18 protein-coding genes are annotated in these 18,468 nt (G+C 50.0%); 12 read left to right on the top strand and 6 right to left on the bottom strand.

The window, feature by feature from the left end:
* Positions 1-25 precede the first annotated feature (25 nt).
* Genes ACFX4O_RS13575 through ACFX4O_RS13560 form a run of 4 tightly spaced genes read left to right on the top strand, consistent with a single transcriptional unit; the run spans position 26 to position 2,568 of the window.
* Positions 26-610 carry an EscI/YscI/HrpB family type III secretion system inner rod protein gene (locus tag ACFX4O_RS13575; protein ID WP_380209312.1) on the top strand — a complete coding sequence of 195 codons (585 nt, stop codon included), beginning with the start codon at positions 26-28 and terminating at the stop codon, positions 608-610.
* A gap of 15 nt (positions 611-625) precedes the next feature.
* Positions 626-1,330, top strand: a complete 705-nt coding sequence (gene sctJ, locus ACFX4O_RS13570; RefSeq protein ID WP_380209314.1) for a type III secretion system inner membrane ring lipoprotein SctJ — start codon at positions 626-628, stop codon at positions 1,328-1,330.
* Complete coding sequence (locus tag ACFX4O_RS13565; RefSeq protein ID WP_380221828.1) at positions 1,296-1,937, top strand: hypothetical protein; 642 nt, start codon at positions 1,296-1,298, stop codon at positions 1,935-1,937. Before sctJ ends, ACFX4O_RS13565 begins: the two co-directional genes overlap by 35 nt.
* Positions 1,921-2,568 carry an HrpE/YscL family type III secretion apparatus protein gene (locus ACFX4O_RS13560; protein ID WP_380209317.1) on the top strand — a complete coding sequence of 216 codons (648 nt, stop codon included), beginning with the start codon at positions 1,921-1,923 and terminating at the stop codon, positions 2,566-2,568. The genes ACFX4O_RS13565 and ACFX4O_RS13560 overlap by 17 nt, the downstream gene beginning before the upstream one ends.
* Before the next feature lie 42 nt (positions 2,569-2,610).
* Here ACFX4O_RS13560 and ACFX4O_RS13555 read toward each other — a convergent pair whose 3' ends face one another.
* The 6 genes from ACFX4O_RS13555 to ACFX4O_RS13530 are packed head-to-tail and all read right to left on the bottom strand — an operon-like array spanning position 2,611 to position 10,490.
* Positions 2,611-4,971 (bottom strand): hypothetical protein, encoded by a 2,361-nt coding sequence (locus ACFX4O_RS13555; RefSeq protein ID WP_380209319.1) that lies wholly within the window; start codon positions 4,969-4,971, stop codon positions 2,611-2,613.
* 51 nt (positions 4,972-5,022) lie between these two features.
* Positions 5,023-7,152: a hypothetical protein gene (locus tag ACFX4O_RS13550; protein WP_380209321.1), complete on the bottom strand. Its 2,130-nt coding sequence runs from the start codon at positions 7,150-7,152 to the stop codon at positions 5,023-5,025.
* A 31-nt stretch (positions 7,153-7,183) separates the two neighbouring features.
* Complete coding sequence (locus ACFX4O_RS13545; protein ID WP_380209323.1) at positions 7,184-9,133, bottom strand: secretin N-terminal domain-containing protein; 1,950 nt, start codon at positions 9,131-9,133, stop codon at positions 7,184-7,186.
* A 17-nt stretch (positions 9,134-9,150) separates the two neighbouring features.
* Complete coding sequence (locus ACFX4O_RS13540; protein ID WP_131412547.1) at positions 9,151-9,372, bottom strand: hypothetical protein; 222 nt, start codon at positions 9,370-9,372, stop codon at positions 9,151-9,153.
* Between the two features lie 17 nt (positions 9,373-9,389).
* The gene (locus ACFX4O_RS13535) at positions 9,390-9,941 is read right to left on the bottom strand and encodes a GNAT family N-acetyltransferase (protein ID WP_131412545.1); all 552 of its coding nucleotides are present in this window, start codon (positions 9,939-9,941) and stop codon (positions 9,390-9,392) included.
* Positions 9,942-9,944: 3 nt separating this feature from the next.
* A complete protein-coding gene (locus ACFX4O_RS13530; protein WP_380209326.1) occupies positions 9,945-10,490 on the bottom strand; it encodes an RNA polymerase sigma factor in 546 nt (181 codons plus the stop codon).
* A 355-nt stretch (positions 10,491-10,845) separates the two neighbouring features.
* Between ACFX4O_RS13530 and sctV the strand changes: the two genes are divergently transcribed.
* The 8 genes from sctV to sctT all read left to right on the top strand — a co-directional run bounded on the left by sctV (position 10,846) and on the right by sctT (position 18,465).
* Positions 10,846-12,948, top strand: a complete 2,103-nt coding sequence (gene sctV, locus ACFX4O_RS13525) for a type III secretion system export apparatus subunit SctV (protein WP_380209328.1) — start codon at positions 10,846-10,848, stop codon at positions 12,946-12,948.
* Positions 12,949-12,959: 11 nt separating this feature from the next.
* Positions 12,960-13,862 carry an FHA domain-containing protein gene (locus ACFX4O_RS13520; RefSeq protein ID WP_380209330.1) on the top strand — a complete coding sequence of 301 codons (903 nt, stop codon included), beginning with the start codon at positions 12,960-12,962 and terminating at the stop codon, positions 13,860-13,862.
* On the top strand, positions 13,856-15,232 hold the full coding sequence (locus ACFX4O_RS13515) for a FliI/YscN family ATPase (protein ID WP_380209332.1): 1,377 nt from the start codon (positions 13,856-13,858) through the stop codon (positions 15,230-15,232). The genes ACFX4O_RS13520 and ACFX4O_RS13515 overlap by 7 nt, the downstream gene beginning before the upstream one ends.
* Complete coding sequence (locus tag ACFX4O_RS13510; RefSeq protein WP_380221827.1) at positions 15,204-15,674, top strand: hypothetical protein; 471 nt, start codon at positions 15,204-15,206, stop codon at positions 15,672-15,674. Before ACFX4O_RS13515 ends, ACFX4O_RS13510 begins: the two co-directional genes overlap by 29 nt.
* A 236-nt stretch (positions 15,675-15,910) precedes the next feature.
* On the top strand, positions 15,911-16,732 hold the full coding sequence (locus tag ACFX4O_RS13505; RefSeq protein ID WP_380209335.1) for a FliM/FliN family flagellar motor switch protein: 822 nt from the start codon (positions 15,911-15,913) through the stop codon (positions 16,730-16,732).
* Entirely contained in the window at positions 16,732-17,385 is a 654-nt protein-coding gene (sctR, locus tag ACFX4O_RS13500; protein ID WP_131412531.1) for a type III secretion system export apparatus subunit SctR, read from the top strand. The genes ACFX4O_RS13505 and sctR overlap by 1 nt, the downstream gene beginning before the upstream one ends.
* A 13-nt stretch (positions 17,386-17,398) precedes the next feature.
* Positions 17,399-17,665 carry an EscS/YscS/HrcS family type III secretion system export apparatus protein gene (locus tag ACFX4O_RS13495; RefSeq protein WP_380209338.1) on the top strand — a complete coding sequence of 89 codons (267 nt, stop codon included), beginning with the start codon at positions 17,399-17,401 and terminating at the stop codon, positions 17,663-17,665.
* On the top strand, positions 17,662-18,465 hold the full coding sequence (gene sctT, locus ACFX4O_RS13490) for a type III secretion system export apparatus subunit SctT (protein ID WP_380209340.1): 804 nt from the start codon (positions 17,662-17,664) through the stop codon (positions 18,463-18,465). Before ACFX4O_RS13495 ends, sctT begins: the two co-directional genes overlap by 4 nt.
* The last annotated feature ends 3 nt before the right edge of the window (positions 18,466-18,468 follow it).

Genomic DNA, 18,468 nt, shown 5'->3' with positions numbered 1-18,468 from the left:
GCACTGTGCGATAAAGGAGTATTCTATGTGTTTTATTACCAGAGCAGCTTTAAATATGGTAAGCAACCCACAGGTTGTTTTTCAGCAAAACAACAACACCACCAATAACGTGTTAACGCGCTGCGGTTCCACCCCTAAACCGCCTGAAAATAATAATACCTGCTGTAAACCAGACGATGGCAAAAATTGTAATAAACCCAATAACGACTGGAATAACTGCAATAAGCCAAATAACAACTGGAACAATTGTCATAAACCAAATAATAACTGGGATGGTGGCAACCGCCCTGATAATAATTGGAATGGTTGCAATCGACCAGGCAATAATGGGAATAACTGCTCCGGTTCAAATAACCACCATCGGCCGGGCAATGACCGAAATGATTGCAATACCGATACTAAATCTATCCTACGCCAGTTATCTGATATGTTAGAAAAGCTCTCCAGGCAGGCGGGACGGGATTTAAAATCTGCCTCCGGTAGCAATGATCCGTATGACGTGCTGAAAGCCAATCGTTCGATGTCAAACTATTATTTAAATAATCAGTTTGTCTCGAAAATGATCAGTAAAATGACCAACAGCGTGGAGAGAATGACAAACCTACAATAACAATAAAAACCCATTATGTTAATAAGAGCAATTAATGCCATCGCCCTGTTATTCCTGGTGGTTTTTCTCTCCGGATGCCAGGGTGAACTGGCGTTATATCAGGGGCTTGCTGAGCCAGCGGCTAACGCCATCGTTGCAGAACTCAAGGACAAAGGTATTGAAGCCGCAAAGCATTCGGATAAAACGGGTTATTCCGTTTCGATAGCCATGTCCGATCTTCCTGAAGCTGTGAAAATATTACATTCCGCAGGATTGCCCTCCCAGAGCTATGTTAGCCTGGGAGATGTTTTTCGTAAGGAAGGTATGATTTCTTCACCGCTTGAAGAGCGCGTTCGTTATATTTATGCCTTGTCGCAGGAACTGGAGTTTACGTTATCGCAAATAGATGGCGTCATTATGGCAAGGGTGCATATTGTCCTGCCGGAACGTATCTCTGCGGGCGAGCCAATCCAACCCGCCTCAGCGGCGGTATTTATAAAATATAATCGAGATATTCATGTGGAAAAATTGCAGCCTGTTATTAGGCGTATGGCGCTCAGCAGTATTCCGGGAATGGTTGATGCCGATGATAAAAAGCTGTCTATTTCCTTTATCCCCACGGCGGAATATAAAACGCAAGGTGGTGCGCCGGAAGATAAAAAGCCAAACACAATGATATTGTATTTTCTGGGTTGCCTCTGCTTACTTGTATCGTTTTATTTCTTTATACAGAAAAAATAAAACCCATTTCATTAAAGGGATTTTCATGCTGCGATGGATTCACTGGTGGCGCGATGGCTGGCGTCATAAACGTCATCACAGTTGGCCGTTGCCGGAAGAGTTGCAAATTATCCACGCGGTTATCACTCATGCTGAAGCACACCAAAGGTACTGGATTGATAGCCTTTTTGGCGTCAAACCTACGGCAATTCCTGAACCAACAGAGGCGTTTATTAACGTCATTGAGCTCTTACAACACCAGCGTGTTTTATTATTTGAAGTTCTTTTTTGCGTCTGTGTGGATCACCCACAATCGGCTTATCGTTTTATGCCTTCAGGTGCTTTGCAATGGTGTCGTCGGTTGGCTATGGGGTTAAAACCTGGGCTGTGGACACCGCCTCTCTCTTCCGATCCGGAAATTACCGGAATCATCTTGCTTCGTGGCTGGGTGGGTGAGCCGGTCTGGTCGCGAATGCGTTTTTCTCTGCCGAAAGAAAAAGTGGAAGAAGTCGAGCGCCAGCCAGTAATCAATCTTGCCGCGCATAAGGTTGCCACGCTATGGATGGCGGTCATCGCCTATATGCAGAACCATCTCCCAAGGGAAAACGGCCATGTTAACGGTGCATAAAATTAATCTGCTCGCCGGGACTTCTCTTGTGCAACAACCGGTGCTGCGTAGAGAAGAGGTAGCGAACTTTTTTGTCGCGCAACAGGCGTGCGACATAGCCAATCTGCGCGCCAGGGAGACGATAAAACATGCGCAATTAGCGGCAGAGCGGATTCGCCATCAGGCGTATGAAGAGGTGTCGAAGACACTATGGAAACAGGCACACGTATTGCTGGATGACTGGCAAAAAGAGCGGGAAGAGATGCGTAAGCAGACTGTCGAGTGTGCAAAACAGTTGCTTACTCAGGCGCTGCGCCTTGCGTTTGCCAGAGAGCCGGCGAAAGCACGCATACAAGCACTTCTCAAACAGTTGCAAAAACACCCTGAAGCTAATCGCGCGGCAATGTTAATCGTTAATCCGCGGCAATATGACCAGGCCGAACAATGTTTAAAAGCGCAAGGCGATCTGCTCTGGACGCTGGTGAGTGATCCCCAGCAGGCCAAAGACGAATTGTGCCTGAAAAGCGCGCACGGGAAATATACGATCGGTTGGCAGACATTAACCGAACGTTTTCTTTCTGCCATAGAGGAGCGCGCTTTGACCGCCACGGGAGCAGATGAAAGCGAAGGGGACAAACCGGTTAATCGCTGAGCCATTACGACAGCGGTAATGGCTCAGTATATTTTGCAGGCGTTAATAGATTTTGGTTATTTTATTCGGCGTAACCTGGTCATTGGCCAGATGAACTTCATCGAACGACCAGGCGTAATCGCCAAATCTTTCCAGCTGATTGACGCTGCGCAGACCAGCGACATATCCGGGCTGCATGGTGTTTGCCAGTTCCATATATTGTTCATTGTGTTCAATATTTTCCCGAAGTGAGACGCCGGGTATGCCTTGCGCGTCAATTTCATACAAATGAAAACCATTGATCAGCTCGCCCCGGCCAAAACGTTCTGCTCCCTCCCGTGTTCGCGCAACGAATACCACCGGGCCGGACATCATCTTTTCTACACCGGCAAAGTAATTTCCGTCCCTGAAACCCACGTTCTGTGGATCGCCACGCCGGTCGACCCGATCTGCCTGCTCAACGCGGTACAATTTATTAAAATCCCTTCTCTCAATGTAGCCACGATCGTTCAGATAGCTTCCTGATGGCAGCTGAATGTTATCTGCCCAGGGGTTGAAATTGATCGCATCGTCGGCGTAAGGCGTGTGCCCGGCTCCGGATGTCGCGACAGATGATGGGGTGCTACTCCTTGAACTGTTTCCCGATCGCATTTCGGCAATTGATGACTCACTTTCCGTACCAGGTGTTGACGGCCGGGAAAGGGGAGAACTTCTACTCTCTGAGCCAAACAGGGATGCGCCAGGTGTTCGCGGGAGAGCCGTTGCGGAATAGCCTTCTGATATTGCAGGTGAGAAGGGGGTAACAGGTGTTGGCGCACGGCTGCTCGCCGGTGTGAATTGCGGCGTACCGGGCGTTGGTGGAAGGCTGTTTTCCGGCGATCGGCCATCCGGCAAGCGGCGGGGCATACTCAGATCAAGAGGGTGCTCCGTTTCTGCTGTGTCGCGCGCTGTCGACGGGCCTGGTTGTGAATCAACGTCCATCGGCGTTGGACGGGATGTTGATGCTGGCCGGGAGACACTGAGGTCGAGTGGCCGCTCGGGAAGGTCTGCGCGTGGATTGCCATACATTTTGCCTGCTAGCGGATTCAATGGCTGGCCTGTTTGCGGGTTGATCCCGCCGGGCAATGCGCTGCGCTGCCACTCGCCATTGCCCGACTGCACTGTCAGCACCGGCTGGCGGGTCTGCGGGTCGATAATCCGCGCCCGGCCTTCGCCTGGCCGGAAATCCTGCCCCACTTCGTACACCTTGCTTTCGCCCGCTCCTTCGCGGTAGCGCAGCAGCCAGCGATCATTTCCGGCTGCGTCCTTAACCTGGTGAATTCCTCCGGCACTGGCGCGGCTCTCCTTAATCAGCGCCTCGCCATCGTTCACTGCGTACTGGCTGATATCGCCCGCCAGCGAAGGACGCAGCCGGTTTACTCCTGCTGCTCCGGTTTTTCCGGCTGCGGCTCCTTCAGTAGCGACTCTGGCTTCTCCAGATATCGCTCCTTCAGCGGCGCTGGTTGCCCCGGCTGCTGCTGCCCTGGCTTCGCCGGCCATTGCCACCTCCGCCGCTGCGGTACCGGCTTCGCTGGTTATAGCCATACCGGCTTCCCCGGCGGTGGCCTGTTCTGCGGTGTTGCGCAGCGTGGCCAGCGCGCTCCGGCCTTCCGTGGCCACCGCTTTTTCAGTGAAAAACTCCGCCATGGCACCCGCTTCTGCGGCAATACCGTCGAGCATCAGCAGCGCGCTGAGATCTTTCATCACCCGCTCAGCGTTGGTGGGTTCATTCTGTTCGGTACGCAGCGGCTGCCCGGCAAAATGGCGCAGCGACTGCACTTTATCGCGGTCGCTGTACTGCGCCAGCGCCCTGCCTTCGAGGCCGGGAACGTCGTCGTGAGTGTTGGTTTTGTACTGCGCACCGGTATTAATCTGCTGGTCGAAAAAATCCCGCGCCGCCGCCACCAGCAGGGAGGGCGTGCGCGTGTTGCCCTGCGCGTCATAGTGCGCCTGCGGGGAGGCGGCATACTGCCCGCGGACGTTATCCAGCAGGGCTGTTGTCTGCTGCATCTGGGTGTGCCCGCCATCGGACAGGCTGGCCGGATCATGAATGCCTGCCGCCGAAAGGCCATAAGCGAGGAGGGATTTTCGCGCCTCGTAAGGCGCGCCGTAAGATGCGGTAAAGCCGGACTCGCTGGTCTGCCCTTCGCGCTGGCGGATCATCTGCCCGGCAATCTGTTTTTCAATGGAGGGATACCCTTCACCACGCGGATCGGGAGTAAAGACCAGCGAGCGGGCATCGGGGCGGACAGGGCGATCATCATTGTTGTTTTGCGGGCCGGTGTATAAAGCGCCGGTAGGAATGTCGCGTTTGTTTTTGGCGGAGGTTTCCTCGCGGATTATCGGCTGGGGAAAAACAGGAATTGATACAGAATCGATTTTCATAACCACCTCTTTTGCACAAATAAAAAAGATGTCGTACTTCAGGTCGCCAAATTAATGACGAATACCTAATTTTTTCAGGAATGGCACCTCAACGGCGGGTAATTCAATATTTCCGGAAAAAATATTCTTAATATCATGCCTGAAAGGGTGTTCTGCATCTTTCAATCTGACAATGGTTATGGGGTCGCGTGATGCATTTCCTTCGAGGGCGTGAATCTCTTTAACTTTTAAAGGCGTGTTGGGGTTAACTAAAATATGATCAGGAAGCATGCCTCCGGCAGCCATTTTTTTTGGCGTGGTTTGGTCTAAAATAAAAAGCACTTTGTCGGTAGATTGCTTTTCAAATTGTCCAGTCCAGGTTTCAAGCCAATTTATTGAGTTCTGCGGTAATGCGGATGCGGACATAAATCCTGCATCGGTCACCACATCGTTGACTTTTATTTTATTACCATACGTACCCGCGGGAACTGTCGCAGCTCGGTATGCCGGTGCGTCATAATCATTTAATTTTGATACGGCTGATTTTAATTCTGTTGCCAGCGTTTCACCTTCGGCAGAGGGGCTAATATGCCGCAAATGATTATTGATAGTGCGGTAAGTTCCATCTCCCCCTTCAATATATTCCGCAAGAATAGCTGACTCTTGCCTGTTTTTTACCGAGTTTAAATTCAGAAGGATTTTTTCATCGGCTGCTTTCTCTGTTGGCGTTCTGGCCCGGTATTGCCCTTCATCAGGCCTCATATACAACTCGCGAAGCTCTTCGCTGACGGGTGAAAATTTTTCCTGGCGAGCAGAGGAAAGCGCACTGCCGCCTGATGTTCCGGCAGTCGCGGCAAGGCCGGTTTGTGGTTCGGTATTGGTGCGCGGCTTGACTCCACCGGGCAATGTGCTGCGCTGCCACTCGCCGTTGCCCGACTGCACTGTCAGCACCGGCTGGCGGGTCTGCGGGTCGATAATCCGCGCCCGGCCTTCACCTGGCCGGAAATCCTGCCCCACTTCGTACACCTTGCTTTCACCCGCTCCCTCGCGGTAGCGCAGCAGCCAGCGGTCATTTCCGGCCGCGTCCTTAACCTGGTGAATTCCTCCGGCGCTGGCGCGGCTCTCCTTAAGCAGTGCCTCGCCATCGTTCACTGCGTACTGGCTGATATCGCCCGCCAGCGAAGGACGCAGCCGGTTTACTCCTGCTGCTGCTCCGGTTTCTCCGGCTGCGGCTCCTTCAGTAGCGACTCTGGCTTCTCCAGATATCGCTCCTTCAGCGGCTGCTGCTGCCCTGGCTTCGCCGGCCATTGCCACCTCCGCCGCCGCTGTACCGGCTTCGCTGGTTATCGCCACACCGGCTTCCCCGGCGGTAGCCTGTTCTGCGGTGTTGCGCAGCGTGGCCAGCGCGCTCCGGCCTTCCGTGGCCACCGCTTTTTCAGTGAAGAATTCCGCTATAGCGCCGGCTTCCGCTGCGATACCGTCGAGCATCAGCAGCGCGCTGAGATCTTTCATCACCCGCTCAGCGTTGGTGGGTTCATTCTGTTCGGTACGCAGCGGCTGCCCGGCAAAATGGCGCAGCGACTGCACTTTATCGCGGTCGCTGTACTGCGCCAGCGCCCTGCCTTCGAGGCCGGGAACGTCGTCGTGAGTGTTGGTTTTGTACTGCGCACCGGTATTAATCTGCTGGTCGAAAAAATCCCGCGCCGCCGCCACCAGCAGGGAGGGCGTGCGCGTGTTGCCCTGCGCGTCATAGTGCGCCTGCGGGGAGGCGGCATACTGCCCGCGGACGTTATCCAGCAGGGCTGTTGTCTGCTGCATCTGGGTGTGCCCGCCATCGGACAGGCTGGCCGGATCATGAATGCCTGCCGCCGAAAGGCCATAAGCGAGGAGGGATTTTCGCGCCTCGTAAGGCGCGCCGTAAGATGCGGTAAAGCCGGACTCGCTGGTCTGCCCTTCGCGCTGGCGGATCATCTGCCCGGCAATCTGTTTTTCAATGGAGGGATACCCTTCACCACGCGGATCGGGAGTAAAGACCAGCGAGCGGGCATCGGGGCGGACAGGGCGATCATCATTGTTGTTTTGCGGGCCGGTGTATAGAGAGCCAGTGGGAATATCCCGGCGGTCCCGTTTCTCAATGCCAGGATCTTGTCTGTTTTCCACCGGCGTATTAATAATGGCAGGGGTTAATGGGTTAATTTTCATTGTAGGGCTCCTTCACGATCTTTGAATGAGGTTATTTCTGTGCCTCGGTCTTCCTGGCTATATAAATTTCGATATAAGCACCAGGTGATATAGGTGCGTTAGGGTAAGGGACGATCATGATATTTTCATCGTTATCACAATCGGCATCATGAAATACAACAGATTGCTGCCCCGCGTTTTTTATTAATGATGAAGAAATGGTATATTCTTGCGTTGCCAGCGATTTAACGTTTCCAGCCAGCACGGTCAGTGGCCAGTTAATATCGCAAACATCCTCAATGGTTATATCATCGATAGTGGGTGATGCACCGGGTGAAATATTGCCGCTGGATAGTCTGGTGATATCATCGAAGATCCGCTTATACATTTTTTTGGAAAACGAACCACCATATTCTGCTGCGGTTTTTCTTACCTTGCCTTTTTCTTTATTAGCATCCTTTTGGATGATTTTAGGCGTAATGATAATAAACCGTTGCCGATTTTCACTTTCCCGCAAGTTGACGCCGGTATTCTTTTTCTCATGTACAGATAATCCGCCAATGATTAACGAATCACCCTCATCGACCGTTACCAGCGTGCTGAGATTGCCCGTCTTGTTGTTATTTTCAAGCGACGGCGTTGTCCCTTTGTTATACATATTGACTTTTATCTGCAACGCTTCCAGTTTGTCACTGGCGATAACACGGGGTGTAATTTGCAACACCGCACCGTTGGATGCAGTAGAAAGCGTGTCATCTTTTGTCGCTTGTCGATTTTGATTACTAAAATTAAAGACAGCCGGAAAATTCTCCATCGTTGTCAGTGAAGGGCGAGCGGTTAACGACGCGCCGCCTTGTTCGACAATTTTTTGAATTTCAGCCTGAAATCGTTTCATCTCCTGCGCGTTAAGGACAGATTTGTTGCCGTTAATAACCTCATCGTAAACGCTGCCTCTGCGGCTTAACCGTTTTTCCTGCATGCCGGTATTGAGAACCTGGCGGTTATCCATGTCGATAACCAGCGTGTCGATGGCGACCGATCTCAGTGGCACATCGAGTTTTTCAATGAGCTGCGCATACTCATTCCTTTTGGCGGGGTTGTCCTGAATGAGGATTGCATTGCTGCGTGTACTGACCACGATTTTCGGTTTGTCATCGGTGGACGCGGGCAGTGCGGGCGCCAGTGAAATGCGGTCAGTCAGTGCTGAAAACGAAGCGCCTAATCTATTATTAAACGGGTTTTTGCTCTCACCGGCATCGAGTGCGCCTGGATAATTGTACCGTTGAAGCTGTGGCGAGGATTTTTTTGCATCTAATAACTCCGATAATATTGTGCCAACGCCTGGAATGGTGATCAGTTCATTTTGATATTCAACCCGGATATCGGCCGCCTCTGCGAACCGTAAAGGAAAGAACATGGTTTCGAAAGCGCCCTCTTTGTTTTTACTGGCATCAGGCTGCTCAGCAAACATCTTTATTAAGTTGACATATTCGGTGGGGCCGCTTACCAATATTTCGGCGCTCTCCGGCAGTTCTCCCCAGCCAAATCGCTTTTCCAATAGTCCTATATCCGTTAACGCCTTTTTAAGGCTATCAATCGACTCGCCAGAGACTTTAATTTTTAGCGATTGCTGATCCGTTTTACTGCTGACGTATAATTTATCCTCGAAAATAAACCACTGTAAGTTATATTCAAGCGCCAGACGTTCAATAAATTGCTGAGCGGTATTGGCGCGTAGTTTATTCTTTACCTCTGCCGAAATCTTTGGATCTATAACCAAACGTAGTGAAAAGGCATGAGCAAAATCCTCCAACACTTTATTTAACGGTGCAGGGGTGTTTTGGTAAGAGAATTCACCACTATTTAATACGGCGGGCACAGCCGCAACGGCATGTTGATTTATAAAAACTGTTAATAATATCAGGGTTAGCGTTGCGCATCGTTTATATAACCTGGTGCAATGCGAAATAGGTGAATAAAAAACACGCCAGTATAATTTCATACATGTCACCTGTTGGCTTATCGACCATCGTTGATAATTGAGCGAGCCAGGTTGTGATTGAGCGTCACTTCCTGGTTCGCAGCCCAGGTGGCTGAAGAATATTGTTTCATATGCTGATGGAACGTGAGCCAGTCGCCCATTGACATGCCGTTCATGTTTTTTGCTGAGGTCTGAAAATCACTGCTGGCTTGTTTGAATTTACTATCTAACTGGCTACGCACCGAGTCCATTTTTAGCATATCCATTATTCCCTTTTTTATTTATAAAGACGCAGGTCTGGCCGGAAACCAAACAGCATGACGCTGGCGCGTTGTTCACCGAAACGGGCAATTCTGGGTAAGAAAGCCCATTGTTCACCGCCGAGATATTTAGCAATTCTTTGGCTGGCAAGGTTAGAAGCCATAATCCACGCGACCATAGTTTCAAACCCATATTCACGGCCAAGCAGCAGCGCCGCCAGCCCAAGATGAACGCCAATGCCGCTGCCACAGCGATCCGCGCGAACATACAAGGCAATTTCCCCGGTTTGCCGACAAGCTAATGTTCCCCAGCTAAAGCGGTTGATTGACAGCCATGCGACGATTTCCCCATCGCGCTCCAGTACATACACCGGCAATTTGTCTTGTTGATAAAGTTCGATATAAAAACCCAGCTCTTTTACGGTGATCAGTCTTGTTACGGGAGAATTAGCGCCGGTATTCGCTGTCTCATTAAAAATCATGGTCATGGCTTCAATATCGCTTTTTTGCGCAACTCTTAGCCCGCGAGGCAAGCGCTTTAAGATCCGCTCATCTAATTTTATTTCCATTAATTACCCTTCTTCCTGATTATTCTTGAGTATTTTACGGACTCTGGAGAGCCTGGAACGTATTGTTCCAATGGGAATGCCTAATTGCTCGGCAGCGTCGTGATAACTGGTATCTGAATCCATAATATGGTAGATGACGCTTTGCATTTTGAGCGGCAACTTATCGACCATGGCAATGGTTTCAGAAAGTTGTATTTTATGTTCGTTGATATAATCAGGGTTGAATATCTGATCGGAAATTAAAAAATTGACATCATCCAGTGCCACCGTCTCAGGTTTACTAAATGTCTTTTTAAAATGATTACGTACCAGATTAGATGCAATACCAAATAACCAGGTTTCTTTACTGGACGCACCAATAAACTTATGTTGATTGCGAAATGCTTCAAGGTAAGTCATTTGTACAAGGTCATCTACATCACTCTGATTGTAAACCCGACGACTGATGAATTTCCTGAGTCTGGTCGTGGTGTTTGTGACTAACTCATCTATATCGAATGAATTTTTATACATCGATTCATTATTAACGCTGATGGGTAACTTCCCCATAAAAATTCCCTTTATATTATCCATTTATTGCTTGTTCACTTATGAGTGGCAATTAAATGCAAATCTGCCTGGTTGGCTTGAAGATTATTTTAAATATGCATAAATAGAGTCGGGGTTTTTTATTCAATGTGCGTCGTGGGGAGGGTAATCATTTTCCCCATAATGCTTGATGTTTTTTTTAAGCATTTTCTTTTGTACAGATTTACGCGTTATGCACACTAATGAAGATGCGTTGCCTTTTGCGTTGATTTGAAAAGTGTCGATTGCCGGAGTGTTATCTCATTCTGGGTAGATTATCGATGCTTAATAAAAGTGACTTATTCGCTCAATATCAATATATGTGGTGTTCATGAGAATGTTTTTCACGAAGCTGGCTGTGAGAATGGTTAACCAGACTGAGCTCATTGGTGCGGTTATCGTCATGACGATTGTCTTTATGATGGTTTTACCACTGCCGGTTTTTATTATTGATACGGCGTTGTCACTGAATATCTGTATTGCCACGTTGCTGGCCATCCAGGCATTATTTATGCCACATCCGCTGGCTTTTTCTACGTTTCCGGCAGTTTTACTGCTGACAACCATGTTCCGCCTTGCATTATCTGTTGCCACGACCCGCATGATTTTATTGCAGCATGATGCAGGTCATGTCGTTGAAACATTCGGCAATTTTGTCGCCGGCGGCAACCTGGCTGTCGGGTTGGTTATCTTTTTGATTCTGACGCTTGTTAACTTCCTGGTCATTACTAAAGGAGCTGAGCGCGTTGCGGAGGTTTCTGCGCGTTTTAATCTGGATGCGATGCCCGGTAAGCAGATGGCCATTGATAGCGATTTACGCTCGGGCCTGATTGATACTGCAGATGCCAGGGTTCGCCGCGAACAGTTGACGAAAGAGAGCCAGCTTTTTGGCGCCATGGACGGCGCGATGAAATTCGTCAAAGGTGACGCTATTTCCGGGATTATCATCGTTTTTATTAACTTAATCGGCGGTTTTTCCGTTGGCATTTTGCAACACGGAATGTCCGCCGCCGACGCCATGCATATCTACTCGATTTTAAGCATTGGTGATGGCCTGGTGGCGCAGATCCCGGCGCTGCTGATCTCGCTGGCTGCGGGCATTATTATTACGCGCGTCAATTCCGATAATGCAGCCTCCGGCGTCAATATTGGCGGTGAGATAATCTGGCAGTTAACGCGCCATCCAAAAGCCTGGATCTATTGCGGCATTATTATGGCGCTGTTTGCGGTGGTGCCAGGCATGCCAGCAATGCTTTTCACCACCCTGAGTTTGCTCTGCCTGACGTTAGCCTTCCTGCTTACCCGGCAACAAAAGAGCATGATGGAAATGGCCGGGCAGCCTAATCCCTCTTTTGTCGGCGCTGAGCCAGATAATGCGACAGAACTGATGGGTTATGAAAATGTTCGCCGCTTTTTTCCGTTGCGCCCCTACCTGATGCAATTTCACCCACAGCATCAGCAACAGCCGGAGTTTGAACAACTGCTGCAGCGCATGTATGCGTTACGCAACGACGCTGTTTTTGAATATGGCCTCACACTGCCCTCTTTCGAGCTTGAAGGTAATGAGCAGCTTGCGCTCGATGAATTTCGTTTTTGCGTGTATGAAGTGCCGGTTATTCGCGCAACGTATGATGCCAACAAGCGCGCTGTCAAAGCCGCGCTGGTTGCTGAAGATGACGGTACGCCAGGGCTTGAAGAGCGTGAAGAGCAAACCTTGCGATGGTTTGATGTTGACGATCACCGCTTATCTCAGTACGAGAATGAACAGCGCACTTCTGGCGATCTGATCCTCGCCAGGATACAGCGGGCCATCTTGTCAACGGGGTGGAAATTTGTCGGCTTACAAGAGAGCAAAGCGTTGGTTGACTGGCTGCGAAGTGAGCAGCCTGAGTTGGCCGATGAACTCGAAAGATGTTTGCCTATCGCGTGGTTTTCGGCGGTATTGCAGCGGCTGGCCGCTGAACATGTCACCCTGCGACCGCTGCGCCTGATTGCCGAGACATTGATTAAAAATAGCCGCCATGAATCCAACCTGATGGTGTTAACCGAGCAGGTTCGCCACGCGCTGAGAGAGCAGATTTGTTACCAGTACAGCCAAAATGAAACGCTGAATAGCTGGTTACTGGCGCCCGCCACGGAAGCGGTGTTCCGCCAGGCATTAAACGCGGCGGGTGCGCAGCCGATGACGCTCTCTTCGGTTATGCATGAAGCGTTACTTTCCCGTTTAGCGCAGTGCTTTCCTGCCGATGAAGACATCCCTTGCGTGCTGCTTGTCGAGCCTGAGTTGCGTGGCCCGCTTTCCGGTCTGCTACGGGAGTCGTTCACGCCTGTTCCGGTGCTTGCCTTTTCGGAGCTTATTCCATCGATAAAAGTCCAGATTCAGGGGCGAATTGATCTTGATGCAGAAACCCACGAACCCGCAGAACATGCAGCAGATTGAGGGAAAGTATCGTGCTCTATGAACTGAGAGTGCTTAGCGGCCTGAATAGCGGCGCACTGTTACCTTTAACCGGTACACAGTGGTTAATTGGATCATCGCCCGATGCGGACATGGTTTTATACGACGCGGCGATTGCGCAAAACCATTGCCAGCTGCGTACAACGGAAACCGGCTGGCAAGTGGAAGCCCTGCAAGGTGCGGTGCTGACGAATGAGGGGCGTCGGGTCGAACAAATCGATAGCCTCGAACCCGGTACGCCATTCTCGCTGGCGGGGATTTGGTTATGTGTGGCGCAGTCAGACACGCCTTGGGAAACGGAAAGTCCCCCATCTGCGCAAGCAGACAGCCAACAGAGTTCGTATGCGCCGGTCGCTGAAAGACCGCGCCGTCGAGTAAATAAAGTGGTGGCTGCGGTTTGTTTTTTCCTCGCGATAGGCGCCTTCGGAGTAGGCAGTTTTTCCGGTAAGGACGAGCGGCCGGAGGATATTTCAATGCCGGTGCCGAAGCCGCAGAAAACGTTTCTTGAATCCGCCGCGCAAACCCGCGAAATGTTGGCGTCACTGCTTCAGCAGGCCGGTTTAGGGCAACGCGTCGATCTGGAGATAACCGCCAGTGACGACATCATTTTGCATCTTGTCGGCGATGATAAGTTACAGATTGAAACGCAGGCGCTACTGCAACATTTTGCGCAGCGTTACCAAAGTGCTGCGCAAATCTCCGTGGATATAGTTCAGCCGCCGCCACCGCTGCCTTTTCGCATTACTCTTGTTGTAAAGGGTGAATCCCCGTATATCGTGACCGACAAAGGGCTGCGGGTGTTTATCAATGACGAGATTAATGGCATCAAACTTCTCGGCATTAACGAAGAAAAGCTGATTTTTCAGGGCGAAACGCGCTTTGAGGTGCCTTGGTGAGCGACGGCTGGCAAGAGGAACTAGCTCGCTGGCAGCAGGCTGCGCAACGCCAACTTGGGCAGACAGAACCGGTAAATGTTATCGGCTCGGTGACAGGAATTAGCGGCATCGTTTTACAGTGTCATCTTCCGGGCGCGCGGTTAGGCGACTTATGTCTTTTGCCGCGTACTTCAGGCGACACAATTATGGCTGAAGTGATTGGTTTTGATTCGCAAGAGGTTTCTCTTGCCGCACTCGATACGCTGGAGGGAATTAAGCCTGGTTCAGAGGTCTACCCATTAGGCTTGCCTCACAGTATTCATGTCTCGCCAGCGCTGAAAGGGTGCGTATTCGATGGGTTTGGCCGCGCCCTTGATGGGCAAGGTCGCGCCGCTTTCGTTGACAGCGTAACTGCACAAGCCGTGCCCGTCATGCATAACGCCACGCTGGCGACCGATCGCCTGTGTATTGATGCGCCGCTCTACACCGGGCTAAGCAGTATCGACGGTTTGCTGACGCTGGGCGCAGGCCAGCGGGCGGGGATATTTGCCGGGGCGGGATGCGGTAAAACAACGCTGCTGGCGGAGCTGGCGCGAAACATCCCTTGCGACACCATCGTCTTTTGCCTGACGGGTGAACGCGGGCGCGAACTGCGTGAGTTTATGGACCGGGAGCTTGATGAAGCGCTACGTCAGCGTACCGTGCTGGTGTGCGCCACCTCGGATCGCAGCAGCATGGAGCGTGTGCGTGCTGCGTTTACTGCCACCGCCATCGCCGAAGGGTTTCGCCAGCGGGGGGAATCCACATTGTTAATTGTTGATTCGCTGACACGTCTTGCCCGTGCACAGCGCGAAATCGGTCTTGCCAACGGTGAACCGCCGGGGCGCAATGGCTTTCCTCCTTCGGTTTACAATTTGCTCTCGCGGTTGGTTGAACGCAGTGGACGTACCCGGCAAGGCAGCATCACCGCGCTTTATTCGGTACTGGTTGAACAAGATTCCATGCAAGATCCGATTGCCGATGAAGTGCGTTCTTTAGTGGATGGGCATATTCTCCTTTCGCGCAAACTGGCCGATCAGGGGCATTATCCCGCCATTGATGTTGCCGCCAGTCTGAGTCGGGTCATGAATACTATTACGGGAACTGAACAGCAATCTATTGCCACACATATAAGGCAATTAATGACGGCCTATGCCGATATTGAAATGTTAATTCGCCTGGGAGAATACCAGACTGGCAGCGATCCTTTTACCGATTACGCTGTTGGGATTAAACCGGCACTGGATAATATTCTCAAACAATCATTACGCGCGCCGCGAGCGCCTGAAATAACCTTAAATCAATTACGTGAGGTAGTGGCGAATGCTCCGGAACCACAAGGTGTTTTATAACGAAGAGGAAGAAAACGTCTCAGATGAATCGTTAAAATTTAATACGCTGCTGCGCCAGCTATTATCGCTTTATCATTACCGGATGGTAAAAACGGAGTTAGCGTGGTTAAAACAACAGAGCGTAATGGTAAAAATGGCACAACAACTTGACGCGCTTAATCACCATTCCCAACACATCGCCCAATTAAATCGCGATTACTTTTCCGCGATGAGCGGCCGTCATACACAGCGCGCTTTATCGTTAATTGATATGCGAAAGTGGCTTGAAAAAGAACAAGCAATGGTGCGGCAGTTGCAAGACGTCATGTTGCTGATTAAACAGCAAGAAAGTGATTACACGCGCCAACGCGATGAGGTCGCGGAGCATTTCCAGCAGGTTATCGAGAAAAGAAAACGGCAAGAGAAGTTTCGTTTTATCCTTGAACATCTGCATGCCATTTAGTGTTGGGCAAAGAGTCATTATTGATGAATAAAGCTGCGCTGTTATTTCCTCCTGTCAGTAAAGATGAGGTCATCGCCCGGCAATATCTGGATCGACAACCGATATTGAATTTTCAACTTAATGGCCAGAAAAGGCAGTTACGACTCTTTCCATTGCAGGCGGAAGAAAGATTGCTGAATAAACCGATGTGTTTTTCCAGTCAATTCGGGAAATTACGCCTTTATAATGCGGAGCCTTTGCTGAGCCTGTTATCGCTTTGTCCACTATTGGCCGAAAATAATAATGCCTCGGCACAGTGGTATTGGGATGTGTATAACGCCGCGCTCAGTCAGGAAATTAAACATATATTGGGTTACTTACAGCCTGCTCAGGAAAGCCATGAGCCGGAAATCTATTGTTGGATTGAAATAAAAAACAGCGAGCAACACGAAAAAGGGTTAATGGCGCTGTCGGCGTTAACATTAATTCGCCTGTTTCAGCATTCGGCGTGGCACTTTTCTTCGGTGTCGCAAAATAAGCGGTTTTTACTCTCTTTCCCGTTGATCCTGGCCTCAACGGAGCTTACCGCCGCTGCATTACGGCATTTGCGCGTTGGCGATATCGTGCTGCCAGAAAAACGGCTTTTTAACCCGGCAGGTTCAGGGCAACTGCAGATCGGCACACAGTGCTTCTCTTTACAGCAATGCGCCCCGCTGGCGCACAGCTTTACGATTGTTTCTCATAAGGAGATAGAAATGGAATTCACCCCTGTTGATACCGCATTCCCGCACCCGGACGCTACGATTCCCCCGGTGCCTTTGTCGCGTGAAATACCGGCAGAGCCGCATGAAATGCCGGATCTTTCATCTGTTCCCCTGCGGATAACGCTGCGTGCGGGAACGCTAACGTTGACGCTCGAAGCGCTTCAGTCGTTGCGGGCGGGTTCGATAGTGACATTCACGGATTTTACCCCCGGTCAGGCGGCCATTTATTATGGTGAGCGCCCGCTGGCGCAGGGAACATTGGTGGATGTTGAAGGCGTGCTGGGGCTGCAAATTACCCGGATGGAGCACTTCTGATGGATATTCAGCAGATCAATCCCGCGGCGCTGGCGCTGTTTATCGCGGCGCTGACGTTGTTGCCCTTGCTGATGATTATTTCCACCTCGTTTCTTAAAATTTCCGTTGTCTTGCTGATTGTACGCAATGCGTTGGGCATACAGCAGGTGCCTGGCAACATGGTGATATACAGCATCTCGCTTGCCGCGACGCTGTTTATTATGGGGCCGGTGTTTAATGATATGACCCAGCGCGTGCGACAAATCTCACCGGATAAAATAGATGTAGCCGCGATTTATACTCACTACCCAACGGTAATTGCGCCGCTGCAAAATTTTTTACAGCGCAATATTGATGCAGAAACGCATATTCGTTTAACCGAGGCGGCAAAAAAACTTTGGAAAGATCAGGCCAATAATCCCATAACACGCGATAACCCGGCGTTGATTTTAAGCGCATTTGTACTTTCAGAATTACAGTCCGGGTTTAAAATTGGCTTTTTAATTTATATTCCCTTTTTAGTGATAGACCTCGTTGTATCGACAGTGCTGATGGCGTTGGGAATGCAAATGGTAGCGCCGATGTTTATCGCTATTCCGCTCAAATTACTACTTTTTGTTTTAATTGAAGGGTGGAGTCGTTTACTCGAAGGGTTATTTTACAGCTACATTTAGCAGTGAGAAAAATATGTATATTGTCGAGGTGCTCAAGCAGGGATTACTGCTGGCGATGTTGATATCAGTCCCTCCTGTGATGACCGCTGTGATGGCGGGTATTATCATTGCGCTGCTGCAATCGGTCATGCAATTACAAGATGCAACATTACCTTTTGCGTTGAAAATGGTTGCCGTTGGCGTCATTCTGGCTTTTTCTGGCCACTGGATGCTGCAAAAAACAGTGCAATTAAGTATTAACTGTTTTGACTTAATTAGCCAAATAAGAGCCTGGCAATGACGTTTGTCTCTTTCGATTGGTTAGGTGAGGCATTAATGGCACTGGTGAGTGCCTGCGCGCGTATTTATCCCTGCATGGCTATTATTATTGCTTTTTCTTTCAAGGAAATTAGAGGCGCGGTGCTTTACAGTATCGCAATGGTGTTTACTTTTATTCCCGCTGCCACCTTTTATGCGCAACCCGATTTTGGCAATATAAAAGGCATCATGTTTATTATCATGATGATAAAAGAGTCGCTGCTGGGTATTTTTTTAGGTTTTTTATTGGTTGTACCCTTCTGGTTATTCGAAAGCGTCGGTGTTCTGTTTGATAATCAGAGCGGCGGACAAATGGGTGAACAAATCAACCCGGCGATAACCAACAGTGGCTCATTTTTTGGCTACGTGTTTAAAAGTATTTTTCTTTTAACTTTTATTCATTTTCACGGCTTTGCTTATCTTATTGATATTCTCTGGCGCAGCTACACCTTCTGGCCGATCGATAAGCTTTTCTTCACTGACACAGCGGTAACCTTTAAACAGTGGTTATCTTTTCTCGCAGATATATTCTCTTTTATTGTTATTTACAGCGCGCCTTTTGCTGTACTGATGCTGATGATCGAATTTAGCGTGGCGATATTGAGCCTTTACAGCCCGAAAATGCAGGTCACCACCGTGACCATCCCGTTAAAAATTATTATCGGCTTGTCTTTTCTGGTGATTTATATTCCGACGTTACTGCATCTCGCTGAGCGGCAATTATTGCAGCCTGAGCGCGTTATCCCGATGATTTCTTCCACGATCAATCTGACGGCGAATTAAGCG

The sequence above is a fragment of the Kosakonia sp. YIM B13571 genome, from assembly GCF_042788095.1.
In the GTDB taxonomy this organism is placed as follows: domain Bacteria; phylum Pseudomonadota; class Gammaproteobacteria; order Enterobacterales; family Enterobacteriaceae; genus Kosakonia; species Kosakonia quasisacchari.
Note: the sequence above shows the minus strand (reverse complement) of the source record. Positions and strands in the feature narration are given on the sequence as shown.